Consider the following 20609-nt stretch of genomic DNA (forward strand, 5'->3'; position numbering starts at 1 on the left):
GCGCGTCTCACAGCGCTTACCCCGTGCGACCGACGGCGAAACCTGGTGGTGCTTGCGCACAGTGGGGAAATTGTGGATAGTTACGCCAACCTCGGGCGTTCAGCAGACAGCGCCGGTACGGATCGACCTTGCATCCATTCCTGCGTTTCAGACCGCGGATCGCCCACCGGCCAAGGGATCAACTCATACTGTGCGGGGTGCGAGAAGGCGGGTTTGCGGTGATCGGGGATGTCAACGCTGAATGTGCGGGACCCGCGGGCGGTGAAGCCGAGGTGCACAACGGACTCGACTTGGTGGTCGGTCACGGCGAACCTCAGCGAGTCGGCAGGTTCCGGTACTGGCTCGGCGAACAGCGCTGGGAATGGTCGGACACGGTGGCCCGAATGCATGGCTACGAGCCGGGTACCGTTGCACCGAGCACCGAGCTGCTGCTGCAGCACAAGCATCCCGAAGACCGCCCGCAGGTGGCCGAAGCCCTGGAGCGCGTGCTGCGGGGCGAGCCGTTCAGCAGTCGACACCGGATCATCGACACCGGGGGGCTAGAGCACTGGGTGATCGTCGTCGGCGACCGAATGCTCGATGACGCCGGAGTGGTCACCGGAACGGCCGGCTTCTACGTCGATGTCACCGATGTGGTGCAGGCCGATGTCAGCGCAGCGGTATCCGAAGTCGCCGAATCTCGCGCGGTGATCGAACAGGCCAAGGGAGTCCTGATGGTCGGCTACGGCATCTCCGCCGAACGGGCGTTCGACATCCTGGTGTGGCGTTCGCAGGAGACCAACGTCAAGGTACGCGACTTGGCCACTCGATTCGTGGCTGCCTTCACCGGCAGACTCCCCGCCGAAGTGCTCTCCGACCTCGACCACACCCTGCTGACCGTGACCTGAGCCCAGCGCCGGCCGCACTGGTGAGGTCACCGCCCCGCGTGGGTAACCACCGAGCCGAAGGCGGTGAACACGCGCGCGGAGACAACGCGAACCGGCTGGCGCAGCACCGGATCGGCTGACCGCATCCCCCCACCATGTCGCTACGACTGGTCGCAGCCCTATCTTCGCTCCGCCCCCGCGACCCGAATGAGGCGAATCCATAGTTCCGCGATCAGGCATTGCACGGCAGCCGATGGGCGCGAAAGTGCCATACAGCGTCTAATTCAAAGAAATACTCAAATTTATTTCAGTAGTTACACATTCACGCAGGTAGATGAACTACCAGCGCCGCCTCGCCGTCATGCCACACCGGAGCAAAGCCATCAACAAAGAAGTTAATATGTTGCACCGCAATCGAATTCAATCGGGCGGCGCGGCTCCGTTACCGAATCGTTGCAGAATCGCGGCGAACGGCGTACGTTCGTCACTAGGTTGAGTTAACAGCCACCCGGAAGACGCGTCACCCACGCTAGCCAGGGAGGCATTCTCCCTGCATCTCATCCGTGAAGGTGAAACTCGCATCGACGCGATCCACAGTACGAGTTTCGACTGATGGAGCACTGCAATGCCCGCTTTGAATACCGCCGGATCAGCGCGTTCGGCCTCTCGATCACATGCCCCTTCCCCGTCCGATACCTGGACGAGCCACACCGCGCGGGGCGCCATCCACTGGGGGCGCAGCGGTGCGGTGGTCAGCGTGGAGGGCGAACTGGACGCCTCCAACGCCAGCCACTTGGCAGACTACGTGCAGCGTTGCGCGTGCCACTGCGCTTGGCTGATCCTCGACCTCGACGCCCTGAAGTTCATTGGCACCGCTGGTTTTTCGACTTTGAAGACGATCGCCGACCGGTGCGCCGAAGCCCAGCTCTATTACACGATGGTTCCCGGCACCGAGGTTGAGCGACTGCTGCGCATCTGCGATCCCGACCACGCGTTGCCGACAACGCCGTCGAGGGCCGACGCACTGGCCGGTGCGCAGGTCTTCCAGCAGGTCCGCTGACCCACACACACCAGCCAGCAGCTAGCCGACCCGGCCCTGCAGCTGGCGGGCCGCAAAGTCGGCGCCCTGCTGAACCATCGTCGGGTCTTCGTCGGCGTAGCTGTCATGGGCGGCAAAGTTCATGCCGTCGGAACAGACGGCGTCCTCTGCAGCACACACCGGCAGCGTCTTCGTCTGGTACAGCGGACCGATCACGATCGTGGGCTCGTTGAGGAAGTTCATCGCCCGCTCATTGGGCATCGCGAACAGCACTACCGCAGCCACATGGTCGGCGACCTCGGGGTCCAGCGGCTTAGGCACAGTCGCTGGGTCGACGCCGTCGGGAACCTGGGCCGAAGTGACAAAGCCCATGACCGCGGCACCTTGGGAGTAACCCCCGAGCACCATCTTGGTGCTCGGACAGGTAGTGGCTCTCGAGACCACATGCGCTCCCGCGTCCCGAATACCGTCGACCCCGGTGTCCCACTGGTCGCTCGCCGGGTAGTCCACCGCATACACCGCCGGACCGGTTCCGATGCGCGTGGTGAGCGCATTGAGGAAAGCCTGGCCGGTCGGACCCAGGCCCGGAGGCTCACCGGTGCCCCGGGCAAACACCAACTCGGTATCGGGACAGGGCTCAGCTTCGGCAGCCGGAATGATCGGACCCACCAGGGTCGCGGCACCCGTGGCGACTGCGGTAACGGCTAGGGGACCAAGAGAATTGATGATGTCACGGACAAACATGTCCGTTAAGGTGCCCGCGCCGACGGCGGCTCAAACCGCCTTCTTCGATTGTCTTGCGGAACGTTTGCAGGCCGGGACCCGGACCACGGCGTCCGAGCTCAGTACCAGTAGCGTCTGCCTCCCACCGGCCGGCCGAGAGCGCCCAACAGCCAGAACACCGCGCCGACCACCAGCAAGACTATGCCAACCGCCCACAGGACGTAGATGTTGAAGACCATGCCCACTATCAGCAGCACAAGTCCGACGCCGATCATGAGCCACACCCCAGGATCGCGTCGGCGTCGGCGGCCGCCGACGTGTCATCACACAGCATTTGTTCCATCACAGCGTGATACCCGAGAGACCGGGGGGCAAAACCTATCTCAGTTCGGCCGCTCAGGCACCACGCCCATCCGGGAGCCGATCCGTGAAGCCAGACTTACTCAGGCCGAAAAGCGATCGCCAGTGCCAGCAGATCGACCGCCAGCAGCGCCCACCCCGCAGCCGGTACCAGCCATCCACGCCGTCTGCCCGCTGTGAAGAACGAGGCCAGGATAGTCAGCACAGCATGAACTCTCCCTTCGGTGCAGCGGACCGTTTCCGTAGGTGTCGACCGCTCAGTTCTTGCCGCCGGTCCTAGCGATCGTCCCGGCCAGGTGCACGGGCTGCGTTGCCTCCGACACTGCAGAAGCAGCGCCGTGGCGCACGTCGGTAGAAGACGCGGCCAAAGACGTTGCAATCATCAGCTTCTCACCGTTTTTCGGCGATCCGCCACGACGGCACCGAACTAGTCTTTCCCTTTTTCCCTGGGCTGAAACCACGGTTTGCCAGCGGACTGCAACGGGTATCAATCGTCTCGTTGTGATGAGTCAGATCCTTACCGTGGTGGCCGTGTCGGGCGGCGCGCTGTTGTTCACGTCGGCGAGTGGCGACGCGGTCGCCGCTGGGTGCGCCGACATCGCGGTGGTGTTTGCGCGCGGCACCGGGGAAGCCCCCGGCGTCGGTTGGATGGGCCAGCAGTTCATCGACGCGCTGCGATGGCGCACCTGGGGGCGCGCACTGGATGTCTACCCAGTGGACTTTCCCGCCGTGCCCGAGTTCGAGCCCTCGGCCGCCGGTATCGCCAACGCCGCCGCTCACCTCCGCGATCTCTACACCAGGTGTCCCGGTACCCAGCTCATCGTCGGCGGGTACTCGCGTGGTGCGGCACTGATCGGATATGTGACCGATCCGGCATCGGCCGGCAAGTTCGGAGCCTCCCTGCCTCCCGAGGCTGCCAGTCACGTCGCCGCCGTGGCCTTACTGGGCAGACCGTCCGCAGCGTTCTTGTACTCAATCGGGGCCCCACCGCTGTCCATCGGACCGAGCTACGCCGCCAAGACCATCGACTTGTGCGCGCTCGGCGATCCTGTCTGCTCGGCGGGCGACAATGGAGCCGCGCATACCGCGTACGCCGCAAATGGCATGACCGCTGAGGCCGCAGACTTTGCCGTCGACCACCTGAGGCCACTTGAAGCCGTTCCGGGGCAGCCGCTCTAGCGTGTGGTGGCTGTCCGCCACATTTTCCGGAGAGTACAGGCACTGCCGCGCCACACTGACACGTTTCGGTCCTTCCCCGCGGGGTACAGATTCGAGTATGACGTCGCTATGGCTCGCCAACAGGATTGAAACGTCGCCGGATTCGGGCAGAGCTGAGGATCTGCCCGAGCATGCCGACGTGGTGGTGGCGGGCGCCGGCATTACCGGCCTGATGACCGCGCTGCTGCTGGCGCGAGCGGGCCGCCAGGTGCTGGTGTTGGAAGCCCGCACGGTTGGCGCCTGCGCGACCGGAAACACCACCGCCAAGATCAGCCTGCTGCAAGCCACCCAGCTCTCGAAGATCTTGGCCAAGCAGGGCAAGGACCTGGCGGCCGGATACCTGGCCGGCAATCGCGCCGGACAAGACTGGCTGCTGGCGTTCTGCGCCGCCTCCGGGGTGCCGGTCCAGCGCGAAGACGCTTACAGCTTCGCCCAGTCCGAGCACGGGGTGGCCGCAGCCCGCGCCGAGTTCGAAGCCTGCCGTGCGCTTGGGCTGCAAGCTACGTGGGAAGCACACGCCGACACGCCATTTGATTACCACGGCGGGGTCCGGCTTGAAGAACAAGCGCAGTTCGATCCGATGCTCTTTCTCGACGCGCTCCGCGCCGAGCTATGCGCGAGCGGCGGACAACTGCTGGAACACACACGCGTGCAGCATGTTTCCAGCAGGCACCGCATCCTTCGCCTACGCCTCGACACGCCCCGTGGGCATGCCGAACTGCGGGCCGCTCAGCTGGTGCTGGCCACCGGAGTCCCGGTACTGGACCGTGGTGGATACTTCGCCCGAGTCAAACCCAGCCGCTCATACTGCATGGCATTCGAGGTACCCGGCGACATCACCCGGCCGATGATGATCTCCACCGATTCACCGACCCGGTCATTGCGCTACGCCCCGGCCAACGGATCGCGGCTACTGCTGGTCGGTGGGGCCGGGCACACCGTAGGCCGCGAGAAGCACCCGGGCGAAGCACTGGCAGAACTGGAGTCGTGGACCGTCAGGCACTACCCGGGAGCGGTCCGAACGCACCTGTGGTCGGCGCAGGACTATGCCTCTGTAGACGAGCTTCCCTACGTGGGAACTCTCCTTCCTGATAGCGAGACCATCTATGTGGCAACTGGTTTCAACAAATGGGGTATGACGAATGGGGCGGCCGCGGCACTGGCGTTGTCGGGCCGTATCCTCGGTGCGCGACCAGATTGGGACCGAGCGTTTACGACCTGGCGAACCGGCGAGCTGCGCGGCCTGCCCGCGGCCATGGCCGCCAATCTGGCGGTCGGATTCCACCTGGCGAAAGGCTGGATCACCCCGACAGCCCGCCTGGGCCGGGGCCGCTACGGAAATGATGGCGGCGTGGTCAGCGGACCACCCTGGCACCTACAGGCTCAGTGCCAGGTGGACGGGGTCGAGCACCGGCTCTCCCCGGTCTGCCCCCACCTTGGCGGCATCGTCACCTGGAATGAGGTCGACCGGGCCTGGGAATGCCCGCTGCACGGTTCGCGCTTCGCTCCCGACGGCAGCGTGTTGGAAGGTCCGGCCACCCGCGGCCTGACCGCCGACAACTGAGTGGCTACTGCAACTGATCGCGAAGCTTGCCTAGAGATCTGGCCAGCAGTCGGGACACGTGCATCTGTGAGATTCCGACCCGGTCGGCGATCTGCGTCTGAGTCATCGACTCGAAAAACCGCAATACCAGCACCGTGCGTTCACGCTCCGGCAGTGCCTCCAGCAGCGGCCGCAACGCCTCGCGGTCCTCGATCCGGTCCATCCGGGCGTCGACATCGCCGAGTGTGTCAGCAATCGAGCGGGCGTCGTCTTCATCCGAGCCTCCGCCGCCGCCGTCGATCGACAGCGTGTTGTAGGAACTCCCCGCTACGAGCCCTTCGACCACCTCGTCTCGGCTCAACTCGAGTTCAGTGGCGAGCTCGGAGGCGGTGGGCGCCCGCCCCAGGCGCTGCGAGAGTTCAGCGGTAGCGACACCCAGGCGCAGGTGCAGCTCTTTGAGCCGTCGGGGCACCTTGACCGACCAGCTGTTGTCGCGGAAGTGGCGGCGGACCTCGCCCATGATCGTCGGGACCGCGAATGAGACGAAGTCGGAGCCGGTTTCGACGTCAAAACGTGTGACGGCGTTGACCAGGCCCACGCGCGCCACCTGGACCAGATCGTCACGCTGCTCTCCGCGCCCCTCGAACCGGCGCGCGATGTGGTCGGCCAGCGGGAGACACCGCTCCACGATCTTGTCCTTGCGGTTTCGGAAGTCGGCCGAATCGATGTCGTACTCGGCGAGCTCACGAAACATATCGCCGACGTCGGCGTACTCCGATCCGGACTGTGAGCCGCTGCGCGCGGCGCGCGGGCTCACCGCCCGGAGTCCGCCCGGCGGGTTGTCAACGTGACACCGAATACCTCACCCGGACTGTCGGTTTCCTGCCCCTCACGGAACGCCTGCACGTCATCGACCAGCGCAGTGAGCACGTGCCAGCTGAAGCTGCCCGGAACCAGCACACCAGCCGCGGTACCGGCTGCCGACGCCTGGATCGTCACGTGGTCGTCGTGCGGATCGATGACGACCGTCAGCATCGCGCCCGGTGCGGCGGCGCGAATCAGCTGTGTGCACAGTTCGTCGATCGCCAGCCGCAGGTCCGCGACGGTGTCGACATCCAGATCCTCATACGTGGCCACAGCACCCACCAGCATGCGGATCACCGCGAGGCTTTCCAGTCTGGGCGTCACCCGCAGTTCGACGGCCCGTTCGCTGCAGGCGCGCTGCGCCCGATCACTGTCAATATCGGTCATGAAGCCTCCCGGCGAAATCGGACCGAGACTACTGCTGCGCGTCACTCGACTGCCCACCACCCTCGGATCCAGGCATCCTGACGCATTCCGCCCTCAGCCGACGACGTCACCATGGCACGCCGGCTGCCTCGAGATCAGTCATGGCACGTCTGTACCCACTCACCGGTGAACTCAATCACCGGATTGGTACCTGAGTCACAGCACGGCCCGGCCGGAAGTCCGGCCGGGCCGGCGTGACCCCTCGGGTTAGTTCGTCGAAGATTTCTGCCGCGCATCAGCGTGCGCCTGCTGCCACTGATAGTCCACCCTGCCGATCCGGCGATGCTCAAGCAGCAGCCATACCGTGCCGACTGCGGCAGCGAGCACCCCAACGACCGCGACTTCCAGCCCCTGGCGGTCATGACCGGTCCCGAACGCGGCGAGGCAGCCGATCCCGGCCACCATGCCTACCACCAACAGGGAATAGCCCGGCCACCCCAGGACATCGATCATGGCGCGGCCTGCGTGCGGCAACGTCGTCCGAACGTGGTCGCTCGGGTCATGAAACGTGTCACCCACGGCACCCCACCTCCTTCCGCACGCGACGGCAATTTTGGAACCTACGACCCATCGTATGCCGATATGTCGGCCCGGCGCCGGTTTGGCGGATATTCGCAGGGCCTCACCGCGAAGTCACCCCATGCCCATGATCGGTACCGCAGTCACCAACACGACGACCAGCATCAACGTCAACAAGAACCATCCGGCGCCCTGCCAGCCCCACCAGGTGCCCCGCCCGCGCCATACCCGATAGGTGCGCGAGAACGCCCACAGTCCGCCACCGGCCAAGATCGCCGGACCCCCGACGGCCAGCACGGCCCGGTACGGCCTCCCGCACGCCACCGTGGCCGACAGCGGGTCGCAGGAGCTCACCCACAACACCGCCACTACGACGAACACCAATGCCGCGACGGCGGTGGTACCGGTGAAGCGGACAGCCGCTCGCACCTCTTCGTCTTCCTGCCCCAGCCGGTCGCCATCGGGAGTGACGCCCGACCGCCTCCGCGGTTCCACATGTTCCACCGTCCGCGCTGATGAAGTCTGCGTCAAGGCGATTCGACGCCGGGATCAACGTTTGGGCGCTCGACGGTCCGGGAAGCCTTGCCGTTGTGACGGCTCTCGACCTCACGGGTCTGTCACATCCACGAAGGGAGGACCGATGTCCGACGAGGGCGAGGCGGAGCGCGACGCCGCCAAGCATCAGGCCGAGGCCGAATCGGCCCGGGCGGCCGCCAAGGCGGCCGAGGCGCGCGAGCAGTCTCACCAGTAGCCCGCGGGCCTGTCGCTACCGTGCACCCGGTTACATCCGGAGCACATCGGGTACTAAAAGTGTTGAGAGGGAAACGTATCCACGGTTTGGAGCCAGGCGATGGAGATCCTGTTACTGACCGACAGCGGCGAGTTCGCCAGATCGCTGTCTGGTCTGCGCGCATTCAGACATTCGATCGCCCGCGGTACGTTGGCCATCAATACGCGCGCCGACTGCCAGGTAGCCGAGGCTGTTCTGGTGGATGGCACCTGCGACGAGTCCACTGCGCGCGAGAGTTGCCGCAGGCTCGGCGCCTGGGCTCCCTCGGCCGTCGTGCTGGCCGTCGTGGCCGCCGAAGAATTTGCCGCGGTCGGCCTCGGCTGGCATGTCGATGACGTCCTTGTCGCAACCGCCGGCCCAGCCGAGGCGAATGCCAGACTGGAGTTGGCCCTGGCACGCCGGCGCGAATTCGATCCCAACACAGTGCAGTTCGGCGCTCTGGTGATTCGCCCTGACAGCTTCACCGCGTCGCTGTCGGATCGAGATCTTGATCTGACCCTCACCGAGTTCAAGCTTCTTCACCACCTGGTGCGCCATGCAGGCCAGGCGTGCAGCCGGACACGGCTGCTTCAGGAGCTCTGGGCCGGTAAAGGCAACCGACGCAAGGTCGACGTCCACGTGCAGCGGTTACGCGCCAAACTCGGCAGCGAGTACGAGTCGATGGTCGATACCGTTCGCGGGGTCGGCTACATGGCTCCGCGGCCGCCGCAGACGCAGTGGGCCATCGCCAACTGACCGGGTCACAACACCACGAACACGATCAACAGCAGATCGGCTGCGAGCAATATCCAGCCACCGATCCACACCAGGAATCCGAGACGGTGTGTGGCGAAGAAGAAGGCCAGAAGAAACGTCAGCGCGGCGATCACCGGCGCAGCGTGGAACAGCAGGCCGAACGACGTCCCGCCCATTCCGGGGCCCAGGCAAGACGACCTTGCGCATGCGCTGGCACCCGAGGCCCGGGCCAGCGCGAACGTCATCGTCAGCACTGCTGCCGGAGCTGTCAGCAGCGACAATGTCCAGTTGATCCACGTCCAATCACGAGCCGGTTTCTCCAGGACGGCCGGCACTGCGGCGCCCGGCCCCGCGTCGGAGAAGATCGGCCCCATTGTGCGCACGCCGTGATTCACCATGACCCTCAATTCCCCCGGGAAGCAGGCCGCCAAACCCGCAGCCGGCGGCCACCGCCCCCACGCCGGCGGCGAAATTGGCACCATGGCTAGATGAGCTCGGAGCACGCCGACCCGATGGCCCGTTTCTCGGCGTTGACCCGGGACTGGTTCACCGGCACTTTCAGCGCGCCGACACCGGCACAGGAACAGGCCTGGTCGGCGATCGCCGACGGCCACAACACCCTCGTCATCGCACCGACCGGCTCGGGAAAGACGCTGGCCGCATTCCTGTGGGCTTTGGACCAGCTCAGCTCCCAGCCCCGTAAAGCACGGGGCAACGGAACCCGGGTCCTGTACGTCTCACCGCTGAAAGCACTGGCCGTCGACGTCGAGCGCAACCTGAGCACCCCGTTGACCGGCATCGCCCGCATGGCCGCACAGCGCGACCTGCCCGCCCCCGACATCACCGTCGGGGTGCGTTCGGGTGACACATCACCGGCGCGCCGCCGCGAGCTGGTCGCCAAACCGCCCGACATCCTGATCACCACTCCCGAGTCGCTGTTTCTGATGCTCACTTCGGCAGCCCGGGAGACCCTGACCGGGGTGGGAACCGTGATCGTCGACGAGGTGCACGCCGTGGCCGGAACCAAACGCGGAACCCACCTGGCCCTGTCGTTGGAACGCCTCGACGCCATCCTGCCCCACCCCGCCCAGCGGATCGGCCTCAGCGCCACCGTGCATCCCGCCGAGGAGGTCGCCCGATACCTGTCCGGGCAGTCCCCCACCACGATCGTGGCTCCCCCGACAGCCAAGACATTCGAGCTGACGGTCCAGGTCCCCGTCCCCGACATGGCCAATCCGGCTGAAGGGTCGGTCTGGCCGGAGGTGGAAGAACGCGTGGTCGACCTGATCGAAGCCCATCGATCGTCGATTGTGTTCGCCAATTCCCGGCGGCTCGCCGAGCGCCTGACCGGGCGGCTCAACGAGATTCATGCGGAACGCTGCGCCGACATCGAGGGCGCCGCGGTACCGCTGGCCCGGGCGCACCACGGCTCGGTGTCACTGCAGACCCGAGCCGACGTCGAGGAGGACCTCAAAAGCGGGCGGTTGCGGGCGGTAGTGGCCACGTCGAGCCTGGAACTGGGCATCGACATGGGCGCGGTCGATCTGGTCATCCAGATCGAAGCACCCCCCTCGGTGGCCAGCGGCCTGCAGCGCGTCGGCCGCGCCGGCCACCAGGTCGGCGAGATCTCCTCGGGCGTGCTGATTCCCAAGCACCGTACCGATCTGATCGGATGTGGCGTCACCGTGCAGCGGATGCTGGCCGGTGCGATCGAGACCCTGGCCGTACCGGCCAACCCCCTCGACATCTTGGCCCAGCACACGGTGGCCGCCGCCGCCCTGGAGCCGCTGAACGCCGAGGCCTGGTTTGACACGGTGCGTCGCAGCGCCCCGTTCGCGACCCTGACCCGCGGCGTCTTCGAGGCGACGCTCGATCTGCTCTCCGGGAAATACCCCTCGACAGAATTCGCGGAGCTGCGGCCACGGCTGGTCTACGACCGCGACAACGGGATTCTGACCGCTCGGCCGGGTGCGCAACGGCTGGCTGTCACCTCCGGTGGAGCGATCCCCGACCGGGGCCTATTCGCGGTCTATCTGGCGGGCGCGGACAAACCCTCTCGGGTAGGCGAACTCGATGAGGAAATGGTCTACGAGTCACGTCCCGGCGACGTGATCTCCCTGGGAGCCAGCAGCTGGCGAATCACCGAGATCACCCACGACCGGGTGCTGGTCGCCCCGGCACCAGGCCAGCCGGGCCGACTGCCGTTCTGGCACGGCGACGGGGTGGGGCGACCAGCCGAGCTGGGTGCAGCGCTCGGCGCATTCACCGGAGAGTTAGCCGGTCTGGCCCCTGAGGCGTTCGACAGACGTTGCGCAAGTCTGGGTTTCGATGATTTTGCCATCGACAACCTGCGGCGACTGCTCGACGACCAGCGTGCCGCCACCACCACGGTGCCCACCGACACCACCCTGATGGTGGAACGGTTCCGCGACGAGCTCGGGGATTGGCGGGTGGTGCTGCACTCCCCCTACGGCCTGCGGGTGCATGGGCCACTGGCCCTGGCCGTGGGGCGCCGGCTGCGTGACCGCTACGGCATCGACGAGAAGCCGACGGCCTCCGACGACGGCATCGTGGTGCGGTTGCCCGACATGATCCCCGACGGCGATGCCGGTCCGCCTGGCGCGGACCTGTTCGTGTTCGACGCCGACGAAATCGAGCCGCTCGTCACCGCAGAGGTCGGTGGCTCGGCACTGTTCGCCAGCCGATTCCGCGAGTGCGCGGCCCGGGCGCTGCTGCTGCCGCGTCGACACCCCGGCCGCCGGACACCGTTGTGGCAGCAACGCCAGCGCGCCGCCCAGTTACTTGATGTCGCACGCAAATATCCGGCCTTCCCGATCGTGCTGGAGACCGTGCGGGAGTGCCTACAGGACGTCTACGACGTCCCCGCGTTGACCAGGCTGATGGCACAGATCGCCCAGCGCCGGGTGCGCGTGACCCAAGTCGAGACAGTCACCCCGTCGCCGTTCGCGGCGTCACTGTTGTTCGGCTACGTCGGGGCATTCATGTACGAGGGCGACAGCCCGCTGGCCGAGCGGCGCGCCGCGGCACTGTCACTGGATCCCAGCCTGTTGGCCCAGTTGCTGGGCCGGGTCGAGCTGCGCGAGCTGCTCGACCCCGAGGTGATCTCCGGCCTGACCTCGCAACTGCAGCACCTCACCCCCGAGAAGGCCGCCCGCGACGCCGAGGCGATCGCCGACCTGCTGCGGCTGCTGGGCCCGCTGACCACCGAGGAGATCAGCGCGCGGGCCGCGGGAGCGGACGTGGGCGGCTGGTTGGAGCACCTGTTGTCCGCCAGGCGGGTGTTGGTGGTGGCGTTCGGCGGGCAACGCTGGTGGGTCGCCGTCGAGGACATCGGTCGGCTGCGCGACGGGCTCGGGGTGGCGGTACCGCCCGGAGTTCCCACGGGTTTCACCGAGCCGGTGGCCGACCCGTTGGGTGACCTGCTGGGCCGCTTCGCCCGTACCCGGGGGCCGTTCACCACCGGACAGACGGCGCAGAGATTCGGGCTGGGTGTGCGGGTGGCGGCCGATGCGCTGGGCCGGCTGGCCGCCGACAGGCGGGTGATGCGCGGTGAGTTCGCCGACTTTCCGGACTCTCCCGGCGAACAGTGGTGCGACACCGAGGTGTTGCGGATCCTGCGGCGCCGTTCCCTGGCCGCACTGCGCGCGGCTATCGAGCCGGTGTCGCCGGCCGCCTACGGGAGGTTCCTGCCGGCCTGGCAGCAGATCGGTACCTCGGGCGCCGCCACCGGTGGAATCGACGGGTTGGCCGGAGTGATCGAGCAGCTGGCTGGCGTGGCACTGCCCGCATCCGCGGTCGAACCGTTGATCTTCGGTCCGCGGGTCCGCGACTACTCACCGGCCATGCTCGACGAACTGCTGGCCTCCGGGGAGGTGCTCTGGTCGGGCGCCGGAGCTCCCGCCGGAAGTGCGCCGGCAAGCGACGGCTGGATCAGATTTCATACCGCTGATTCGGCGGCACTGACGCTGGCCCCCGTCTCCCCCATCGAATTGGGCGAGACCCACCGGGCCATCCTGGACGCGCTCGGCGGCGGCGGAGCCTTCTTCTTCCGTCAGCTGTGCGGCAACGCGAACGAGGTGGAGTTCAAAACCGCACTGTGGGAGCTGATCTGGGCGGGCTGGGTTACCGGTGACACGTTCGCCCCGATGCGGGCGGTCCTGGCCGGAACCCGGCGCGCCGCCCCGGCACACCGTGCCCGACGCCCGCCCCGGCTCAGTCGCTACAGCGTCGCCCACGCCGCGACCCGCGCCGCGGACCCGGCCGTGGCCGGTCGCTGGTCAGTCCTACCGGCGCCAGAAGCCGAATCCACGTTGCGGGCGCACCACACCGCCGAACTACTCCTGCACCGTTACGGGGTGCTCACCCGAGGCGCGGTCGCCGCCGAAGCGCCGCCGGGCGGTTTCGCGACCGCCTACAAAGTGCTGACGGCTTTCGAGGAGGCCGGGCGCTGCCAGCGCGGCTACTTCATCGAATCGCTGGGGGCCGCGCAGTTCGCACAGGCCTCCACCGTGGACCGGTTGCGGGGATACCTCGACGGCATCGACCCGGCCCGGCCCGAATACCACGCCGTGGCCTTGGCAGCGGCCGACCCGGCCAACCCGTACGGGGCGGCATTGAGTTGGCCGGCACACCCCGGGACGGCGCGGCCGGGACGCAAGGCGGGCGCGCTGGTGGTCCTGGTCGATGGCGAGCTGACATGGTTCGTCGAGCGCGGTGGACGGTCGCTGCTGAACTTCGCCGCCGCCACTGAAGCACAGGCCGCCGCCGCAGCAGCACTGGCACAGCTGATCAGCGACCGAAGGGTCGACGGAATTCTCATCGAACGGGTCGACGGTACAACGGTTTTGGAGGTTCGCGATTCGCCTACCCTCGACGCGCTGATGCAGGCTGGGTTCTCCCGTACGCCACGCGGATTGCGGATGCGCTGATGCCCGAGGGCGACACCGTCTTTCGCACCGCGGCGGCGCTCACCACGGCGCTCACAGGCAAGACGCTAACTCGTTGTGACATCCGGGTACCCCGCTACGCCGAGGTCGATCTGACCGGACAGCGGGTGGACGAGGCGATCAGTCGGGGCAAACATCTGTTCATTCGCGTCGGGCCCACCAGCATCCACTCGCATCTGAAGATGGAGGGCAGCTGGCGCATCGGCCGCCGTCCGGTCGATCATCGGGCACGTATCATCTTGGAGGCCAGTCAGATTCGTGCTACCGGCGTCGACCTCGGCACGTTGGAGGTGCTGGATCGTCGACTCGACAGCGTGCCGGTGGCGCACCTGGGACCCGACCTTCTCGGCGAAGACTGGGATCCCGAGGCGGCAGCGGCCCGCCTGACCACCGATCCGCAGCGCCCCTTGGCCTCAGCCCTGTTGGACCAGACGGTGATGGCCGGGATCGGCAACGTCTACTGCAATGAACTGTGCTTCGTCATGGGCCGGCTACCGGGCAGTCCCGTCGTCGACCTCAGCGATCCTTCTCGACTGGTGTCGCGGGCGCGGGAGATGCTGTGGGCCAATCGCTTGCGCGGGAATCGCTGCACCACCGGCGACACCAGGCCCGGCCGTCAGCTGTGGGTGTACGGCCGGGCCGGCCTGCCGTGCCGGCGGTGCGGTACCGCGATCAGCGACGACCGCGCCGGCGACCGGATCCGGTTCTGGTGCTCAACCTGCCAGCGCTGAACCGAATCCCGTCACCGTCGCGCGAGGCTCACGGCCACCCGCCGCAGCCGACCCCGGGAACGCAGCCTCCACCGCCGCCGGGACCGCCCCAACCGGTGGGCCCGCCGGGAATGCTGCCACTGCCGCCGCCGGGGCCACCGCTACCGGTCGGGCCACCGGGAATCGCCCCGCCACCCCCACCGGGGCCACCGCCACCGGTCGGGCCACCGGGTTCACCCGGCTCACCGGGACCGGGCTCACCGGGCACCGGCTCGGGGGCGACCTCGGTCGTGGTGGTGCTTGTCGTTGTCGTGGTGGTGCTTGTGGTGCTCGGCGCCTCTTCTTTGGTGCCGCTGCAGCCGGCGGCCATCAGCGCCATTGCGCTGCCGATCACCGCGATCGTCATCTTGCCGTGTGCCTGCATGAGTATCAGACTCCCCTCTGCTCTGGGTCGTGGTTTCCTGTACCCCGGACGGACGACGCCGAAACCCGCGCCGGCGGCTGCCCGTCGGTGTCGAGATCGCGGGCGCTGGCGAAACTGCGTAGCCGGCCGGAAAACGGATCGTCGAACTCCAGCAGGTGAGCCAGCAGCTGCAGCGGCCGGGAGAAGTCGTCGGGGACGACGTCGAGGACCTGCGGATAGAGCGGGTCGCCGTCGATCGGCAAGCCGAGGGCAGCCAGGTGCACCCGCAACTGATGGGTGCGCCCGGTGCGCGGGATCAGCCGGTACCGGCCCTCGCCGAGGGACTCCACCAGCGTCTCGGCGTTCGGCTCGCCCGCCTCTTCACACGCCTGCAGGCAGCCGCGCCGTTTGACGATCCGGCTGCGTATCAGCCGGGGAAAATCACCGGTGGGCTGCGCCGAGGACCGTGCCAGGTACTGCTTGCGCACCAAACCCCGGGCGAACAGGGTCTGATAGGCCCCGCGCAGCTCTCGGCGCGTGGTGAACAGCAGTACTCCGGCGGTCAGTCGATCCAAGCGGTGCGCCGGACTGAGTTCGGGCAGGTCCAACTCGCGCCGCAGCCGCACCAGTGCGGTCTGAGCCACGTGACTGCCTCGTGGCATGGTCGCCAGGAAATGCGGCTTGTCGACCACCACCAGGTCCGCATCGCGATACAGCACGGGAATGTCGTAAGGCACCGGGACCTCGTCGGGCAGGTCCCGGTACATAAAGACAGGGGTCCCGGCCGGCAGCGACGTGGTGTCATCGACGACCGCCCCGGTCGCAGTCACCACCTCGCCGGCAGCCACCTTCGCCGCAACGGCAGCACCGAAGCGGACCCGCAGCTCGGCCGCAACCGGGCCACCCCGCAGTCGAAGCCGAGCCGGCCCCAGTCCATCGCGGACCGGCAGGGGTGCGGGGCGTCGGCGAGTCATCGCGCCGAGCCATGCAGGTCACGGGCGTAGCTGCGATCGCGAAGGGTCAACAGTATTGCCGCCAGCGAGGCCGCAATCAGGGTGCCGATCAGCACGCCCACCTTGACATGTTCCTGGCGAGTGGGATCGGCGAAGGCGAGGTCGCCGATGAGCAGTGCGATGGTGAATCCGATGCCGCCGAGCAGAGCCAGCGCCACCACGTCGATCCACTTCAGGGAGGCGTCGAGCTCGGCTCGGGTCAGCGCTGCGGTCAGCGCGGCCGCCCCCGTGATGCCGACGACTTTGCCGACGACCAGGCCCGCGATGATACCGAGAGCGATCGGATCACGTAGGGCCGTGGTCAACCCGGTCAGCCCGCCGAGGGTCACCCCGGCTGCGAAGAACGCGAACACCGGGACGGCCACGCCCGCCGACAGCGGGCGGATCAGGTGTTCGAGTTCCTTGGCCTCCAGCCGGCGCCGCTGCCTCGAACCGCCGTTGCGTGGCGCACGCACCGGGACCGTCAAGCCCAGCAAGACCCCGGCGATGGTGGCGTGCACACCGGATTCGTGGACGAAATACCAGGTGGCCGCAGCCAGCGGGAGCAGAACCGCGAAGTGGCCGAGCCGGCGTGCGGCCACCGCGAACAACGCCAACGGGACACCGGCGAGACCGAGTGCGACGAGGTCGAGGTGGCCGGTATAGAACACCGCGATCACCGTCACCGCCAAGAGATCATCGACCACGGCCAGGGTCAGCAGGAAAGTGCGCAGCGCCGAGGGCAGGTGTGAGGAGATCACGGCCAGAACGGCCAGCGCGAACGCGATATCGGTGGCCGTGGGAATGGCCCATCCCCGGAGCGCCCCGTCCCCGGTATGAACGTTGACCGCGACGTACACCGCCGCGGGCGCCACCATTCCGCCGACGGCGGCGACAACGGGAAGCACTGCGCGACGCGGGTCACGCAGGTCACCGGCCAGCACCTCGTACTTGAGCTCCAGTCCGACCACGAAGAAGAAGACCGCCAGCAGTGCGTCGGCGGCCCAGGACGACAGGGGCAGATTCAATCCCCAGGCAGCAGGTCCGACGGCGATGGCTCCCAGCCGGAAATAGGCCTGCGACCACGGCGAATTGGCCCACAAGACAGCGACGGTCGCGGCGACCAGCAGCAGCGCGCCGCCGACGGTCTCCTTGCGGAGCACATCGGCGAGTCGAGGGGCCTCAGTCGAAGACGCGCCTCCGAACAGTGGGGAGCGCCCAGGTTTCACCGGATCGGGCAGCACTCAGGTCAGCGGAATCGGCTCGAGTATTTCCGCCCGCGCTTCGGGGGCGCTGGCACGCAGCGCGTCGGCCGACGGATCGTCGGGCTGTTCCTGCGAGAGGATCTCGGCCTCCACCCGAGCGAGGTAGTTGGCCACCTCGCGATCGACGTAGGCCTCGTCCCAACCGAGGACCGTAGCCATCACCTCGGCGACCTCGCGGGCGCAGTTCACCCCGCGGTGGGCGTACTCGATGGAGATCCGGGTCCGCCGGGCCAACACATCTTCGAGATGCAGGGCACCCTCGGCGAAGGCAGCATAAGCGACTTCGACCCGCAGGTAGGTCGGCGCCTCGGCGATCGGATCCAGCAGATCCGGCGCCTCGTCGGCCAACGCCAACACGTCGTGGATCAGCGAGCCGTAACGGTCCAGCAGGTGCCGCACCCGGTAGGGGTGTAGGCCCTGTTCGGCCCCCACGTGCTCGGCCTGGTTGATCAACGCGAAGTAACCGTCGGCCCCCACCAAGGGGACTTTTTCGGTGATCGAGGGCGCCACTCGCGTCGGGATGTACTCGGCGGCGGCGTCGATCGCGTCGGCGCCCATCACCCGGTAGGTGGTGTATTTGCCGCCGGCGATGGCCACCAGCCCCGGCGCGGGTACGGCCACCGCATGTTCCCGCGACAGCTTGGAGGTGTCGTCGTTCTCCCCCGCCAACAGCGGCCGCAATCCGGCGTACACACCCTCGATATCGGCGTGCGTCAGCGGGGTCGCCAGCGCGGTGTTGACGTGGGTCAGGATGTAGTCGATGTCGGCCTTGGTGGCCGCCGGGTGCGCCAGATCCAGGTTCCAGTCGGTGTCGGTGGTGCCGATGATCCAGTGCGTGCCCCAAGGGATGACGAACAACACCGACTTCTCGGTTCGCAGGATGATCGCGGCTTCCGACACGATCCGGTCCCGGGGCACCACGATGTGGACGCCCTTGGACGCGCGGACATGGAACCGGCCGCGCTGGCGCGAGAGCGCCTGGATCTCATCGGTCCACACCCCGGTGGCATTGACCACCACGTGGCCGTGAACTTCGGTGATCGCGCCGTCTTCGGAATCGCGGACCCGCACCCCGGTCACCCGGTCGCCTTCGCGCAGCAGCGCGACGACTTGGCTTGAGGTACGGATGACCGCCCCGTAGTGCGCCGCGGTGCGCGCGACGGTCAGGGTGTGACGGGCGTCGTCCACAACGGTGTCGTAGTAACGGATGCCACCGATCAGAGCGCTGCGCTTGAGTCCCGGACACAGCCGCAACGCGCCGGCCCGAGTCAGATGCCGTTGCGCGGGAACGGACTTCGCCCCACCCAGTTGGTCATACAAGAAGATTCCGCTGGCCACATACGGCCGCTCCCACCACCGCCGGGTCAGTGGATACAGGAACGGCAGGGGTTTGACCAGGTGCGGGGCCAGCGTGGTCAGCGACAGCTCGCGTTCGTGCAGCGCCTCGCGTACCAGGCCGAACTCCAGCTGCTCGAGGTAGCGCAAGCCTCCGTGGAACATCTTCGAGCTACGGCTCGAGGTCCCGGCGGCGAAGTCGCGCGCCTCGATCAGCGCCACCTTGAGGCCGCGCGTGGCGGCGTCGAGAGCGCAACCGGCGCCCACCACTCCTGCCCCGATCACGACTACGTCGAACTGCTCACTGCCCAGTTGTTCCCAGGCTCGTGCTCGTTGGTCCGGTCCCAGCGTGCTCACGTGTGTCAGGCTACGTGGCTTTCAGGCCCGACCGGGTGTGACGCGCGCTTCACGTAGGGCGGCTCAGTCCAGGTCGTCGTGCGTCATCAGTCGACGGGCCGCCTCGGTGAGCGATCCGGACAAGGAGGGATACACGGCCAGCGTCTGCGCCAGGTCAGCCACGGTGATCCGGTTCTGCACCGCCAGTGCGATCGGCAGGATCAACTCCGAAGCGATCGGGGCCACCACTACCCCGCCGATCACCGTTCCGGTCGCCGGCCTGCAGAAAAGCTTGAGAAACCCGTAACGCATCCGGCTCATCTTGGCCCGGGCATTGGTCTGCAACGGCAGCATGACGGTGCGGGCCGGGACGGTGCCGTCATCGATCTGGGACTGCGGAACGCCCACCGCGGCGATCTCGGGGCGGGTGAACACCGCTGCTGCCACCGTGCGCAGTCGAATCGGAGCCACCGCGTCGCCCAGGGCGTGATACATCGCGATCCGGCCCTGCATGGCTGCCACCGACGCCAGCGGCAGCAGGCCCGTGCAGTCACCGGCCGCGTAGATCCCGGGTACCGAAGTCCGCGACACCCGGTCCACTTGCAGATAGCTGCCCGGCCCCAGCTCGATCCCCACCCGCTCCAGGCCCAGCCCGGCGGTGTTGGGCACCGAACCCACCGTCATCAGGGCGTGGCTTCCCCACACGGTGCGACCGTCGGCCATGGTGATCAGCACCCCGTCCTGGTGGCGGGTGACCGACTTGGCTCGCGCGTTCTTGACCAGGGTGACGCCGCGCTCGGCGAACACGGTCTCCAGCACCCGGGCGGCGTCGGGATCCTCGTGCGGCAGCACCCGATCGCGGCTGGCGACAACGGTCACCTTGACGCCGAGTTCGGTGTAGGCGTTGGCGAACTCCGCGCCGGTGACACCGGAACCCACCACCACCAGGTGCTCCGGCAACGAGTTCAGGTCGTAGAGCTGCCGCCAGGTCAGGATGCGTTCGCCGTCCGGCTCGGCGCTGGGCAGGGTGCGCGGGCTGGCACCGGTAGCGATCAACACCACGTCGGCGTCGAGCACCCGCTGCGCCCCGTCATGCCCCGTGACCCTGATCCGATGATGGGCCAGGCCCGCCTCGGAGTCGATCAGCTCGCCTCGACCGGCGATGACCGCGACGCCGGAGTTGATCAGTTGCGTGCGGATGTCGTGGGACTGCGCCGAGGCCAGTGATTTCACCCGCTCGTGGATCTGGCTCAGCTCGATCTCGGCGTCGGTGAAGTGGATGTCGAAACCCAGGTGGGGGGCACGGCGCAGCTCGGTACGCACCCCGGACGAGGCGATGAAGGTTTTTGACGGCACGCAGTCCCACAACACACAGGCGCCGCCGATGCCGTCCGCGTCGACCACCGTCACCGAAACGGCTTCGGGGCCCTTGGCGGCCGCGACCAAGGCGGCCTCGTAACCCGCGGGGCCGCCGCCGACAATCACGATGCGCGTCGAGGGAGAAGTCACAGCGACTAA

Annotated in this window: 20 protein-coding genes; 7 read left to right on the forward strand and 13 right to left on the reverse strand. The window is 67.4% G+C overall.

All coding sequences use genetic code 11. From position 1 onward, the window contains the following. Positions 1-218 precede the first annotated feature (218 nt). Both G6N09_RS03915 and G6N09_RS03920 read left to right on the forward strand, forming a co-directional pair. On the forward strand, positions 219-887 hold the full coding sequence (locus tag G6N09_RS03915; RefSeq protein ID WP_083023963.1) for a PAS and ANTAR domain-containing protein: 669 nt from the start codon (positions 219-221) through the stop codon (positions 885-887). Between the two features lie 604 nt (positions 888-1491). Then, a complete protein-coding gene (locus G6N09_RS03920; protein WP_083023713.1) occupies positions 1492-1926 on the forward strand; it encodes an STAS domain-containing protein in 435 nt (144 codons plus the stop codon). Between the two features lie 21 nt (positions 1927-1947). Here G6N09_RS03920 and G6N09_RS03925 read toward each other — a convergent pair whose 3' ends face one another. From G6N09_RS03925 to G6N09_RS20220, 3 genes are all read right to left on the reverse strand, one after another. Beyond that, positions 1948-2649, reverse strand: a complete 702-nt coding sequence (locus tag G6N09_RS03925) for a cutinase family protein (RefSeq protein WP_083023710.1) — start codon at positions 2647-2649, stop codon at positions 1948-1950. A gap of 98 nt (positions 2650-2747) precedes the next feature. Next, on the reverse strand, positions 2748-2903 hold the full coding sequence (locus G6N09_RS19455) for a hypothetical protein (RefSeq protein WP_165756569.1): 156 nt from the start codon (positions 2901-2903) through the stop codon (positions 2748-2750). Between the two features lie 164 nt (positions 2904-3067). Then, the gene (locus G6N09_RS20220; RefSeq protein ID WP_264073696.1) at positions 3068-3193 is read right to left on the reverse strand and encodes a hypothetical protein; all 126 of its coding nucleotides are present in this window, start codon (positions 3191-3193) and stop codon (positions 3068-3070) included. Positions 3194-3492: 299 nt separating this feature from the next. Here G6N09_RS20220 and G6N09_RS03930 point away from each other — a divergent pair, with 299 nt between their 5' ends. Together G6N09_RS03930 and G6N09_RS03935 are read left to right on the forward strand one after the other, a co-directional pair. Beyond that, positions 3493-4167, forward strand: a complete 675-nt coding sequence (locus tag G6N09_RS03930) for a cutinase family protein (protein WP_083023704.1) — start codon at positions 3493-3495, stop codon at positions 4165-4167. Positions 4168-4264: 97 nt separating this feature from the next. Beyond that, positions 4265-5770: an FAD-dependent oxidoreductase gene (locus G6N09_RS03935; protein WP_083023701.1), complete on the forward strand. Its 1506-nt coding sequence runs from the start codon at positions 4265-4267 to the stop codon at positions 5768-5770. A 4-nt stretch (positions 5771-5774) separates the two neighbouring features. Here G6N09_RS03935 and G6N09_RS03940 read toward each other — a convergent pair whose 3' ends face one another. The 4 genes from G6N09_RS03940 to G6N09_RS03955 all read right to left on the reverse strand — a co-directional run bounded on the left by G6N09_RS03940 (position 5775) and on the right by G6N09_RS03955 (position 8053). Continuing rightward, the gene (locus G6N09_RS03940) at positions 5775-6566 is read right to left on the reverse strand and encodes a SigB/SigF/SigG family RNA polymerase sigma factor (RefSeq protein WP_083023699.1); all 792 of its coding nucleotides are present in this window, start codon (positions 6564-6566) and stop codon (positions 5775-5777) included. Beyond that, positions 6563-7000: an ATP-binding protein gene (locus G6N09_RS03945; RefSeq protein WP_083023697.1), complete on the reverse strand. Its 438-nt coding sequence runs from the start codon at positions 6998-7000 to the stop codon at positions 6563-6565. The genes G6N09_RS03940 and G6N09_RS03945 overlap by 4 nt, the downstream gene beginning before the upstream one ends. 246 nt (positions 7001-7246) lie before the next feature. Then, on the reverse strand, positions 7247-7558 hold the full coding sequence (gene usfY / locus G6N09_RS03950; protein WP_083023695.1) for a protein UsfY: 312 nt from the start codon (positions 7556-7558) through the stop codon (positions 7247-7249). A gap of 114 nt (positions 7559-7672) precedes the next feature. Continuing rightward, on the reverse strand, positions 7673-8053 hold the full coding sequence (locus G6N09_RS03955) for a hypothetical protein (protein ID WP_083023961.1): 381 nt from the start codon (positions 8051-8053) through the stop codon (positions 7673-7675). A 355-nt stretch (positions 8054-8408) separates the two neighbouring features. On the opposite strand from G6N09_RS03955, the gene G6N09_RS03965 reads away from it, so the two are divergent. Beyond that, complete coding sequence (locus tag G6N09_RS03965) at positions 8409-9083, forward strand: winged helix-turn-helix domain-containing protein (protein WP_083023693.1); 675 nt, start codon at positions 8409-8411, stop codon at positions 9081-9083. Positions 9084-9088: 5 nt separating this feature from the next. On the opposite strand, the gene G6N09_RS03970 is transcribed toward G6N09_RS03965, so the two are convergent. After that, entirely contained in the window at positions 9089-9457 is a 369-nt protein-coding gene (locus G6N09_RS03970) for a hypothetical protein (RefSeq protein ID WP_234806943.1), read from the reverse strand. A 114-nt stretch (positions 9458-9571) separates the two neighbouring features. Here G6N09_RS03970 and G6N09_RS03975 point away from each other — a divergent pair, with 114 nt between their 5' ends. Both G6N09_RS03975 and nei2 read left to right on the forward strand, forming a co-directional pair. After that, positions 9572-14032 carry an ATP-dependent helicase gene (locus G6N09_RS03975; protein ID WP_083023688.1) on the forward strand — a complete coding sequence of 1487 codons (4461 nt, stop codon included), beginning with the start codon at positions 9572-9574 and terminating at the stop codon, positions 14030-14032. After that, a complete protein-coding gene (nei2, locus tag G6N09_RS03980; protein WP_083023686.1) occupies positions 14032-14781 on the forward strand; it encodes an endonuclease VIII Nei2 in 750 nt (249 codons plus the stop codon). The genes G6N09_RS03975 and nei2 overlap by 1 nt, the downstream gene beginning before the upstream one ends. 28 nt (positions 14782-14809) lie before the next feature. Here the strand turns inward: nei2 and G6N09_RS03985 are convergent, their stop codons facing one another. From G6N09_RS03985 to G6N09_RS04005, 5 genes are all read right to left on the reverse strand, one after another. Continuing rightward, positions 14810-15184 carry a hypothetical protein gene (locus G6N09_RS03985; RefSeq protein ID WP_163752652.1) on the reverse strand — a complete coding sequence of 125 codons (375 nt, stop codon included), beginning with the start codon at positions 15182-15184 and terminating at the stop codon, positions 14810-14812. 5 nt (positions 15185-15189) lie between these two features. After that, entirely contained in the window at positions 15190-16137 is a 948-nt protein-coding gene (locus G6N09_RS03990; RefSeq protein ID WP_083023683.1) for a pseudouridine synthase, read from the reverse strand. Continuing rightward, positions 16134-17399 carry a Na+/H+ antiporter NhaA gene (gene nhaA, locus G6N09_RS03995; RefSeq protein ID WP_407662639.1) on the reverse strand — a complete coding sequence of 422 codons (1266 nt, stop codon included), beginning with the start codon at positions 17397-17399 and terminating at the stop codon, positions 16134-16136. Before nhaA ends, G6N09_RS03990 begins: the two co-directional genes overlap by 4 nt. Further along, entirely contained in the window at positions 17400-19112 is a 1713-nt protein-coding gene (locus tag G6N09_RS04000; RefSeq protein WP_083023681.1) for a glycerol-3-phosphate dehydrogenase/oxidase, read from the reverse strand. It lies immediately after the preceding gene. 63 nt (positions 19113-19175) lie between these two features. Further along, on the reverse strand, positions 19176-20600 hold the full coding sequence (locus tag G6N09_RS04005) for an NAD(P)H-quinone dehydrogenase (RefSeq protein WP_083023679.1): 1425 nt from the start codon (positions 20598-20600) through the stop codon (positions 19176-19178). Positions 20601-20609 lie beyond the last annotated feature (9 nt).

This window comes from Mycolicibacter minnesotensis (assembly GCF_010731755.1).
Lineage (GTDB): Bacteria > Actinomycetota > Actinomycetes > Mycobacteriales > Mycobacteriaceae > Mycobacterium > Mycobacterium minnesotense.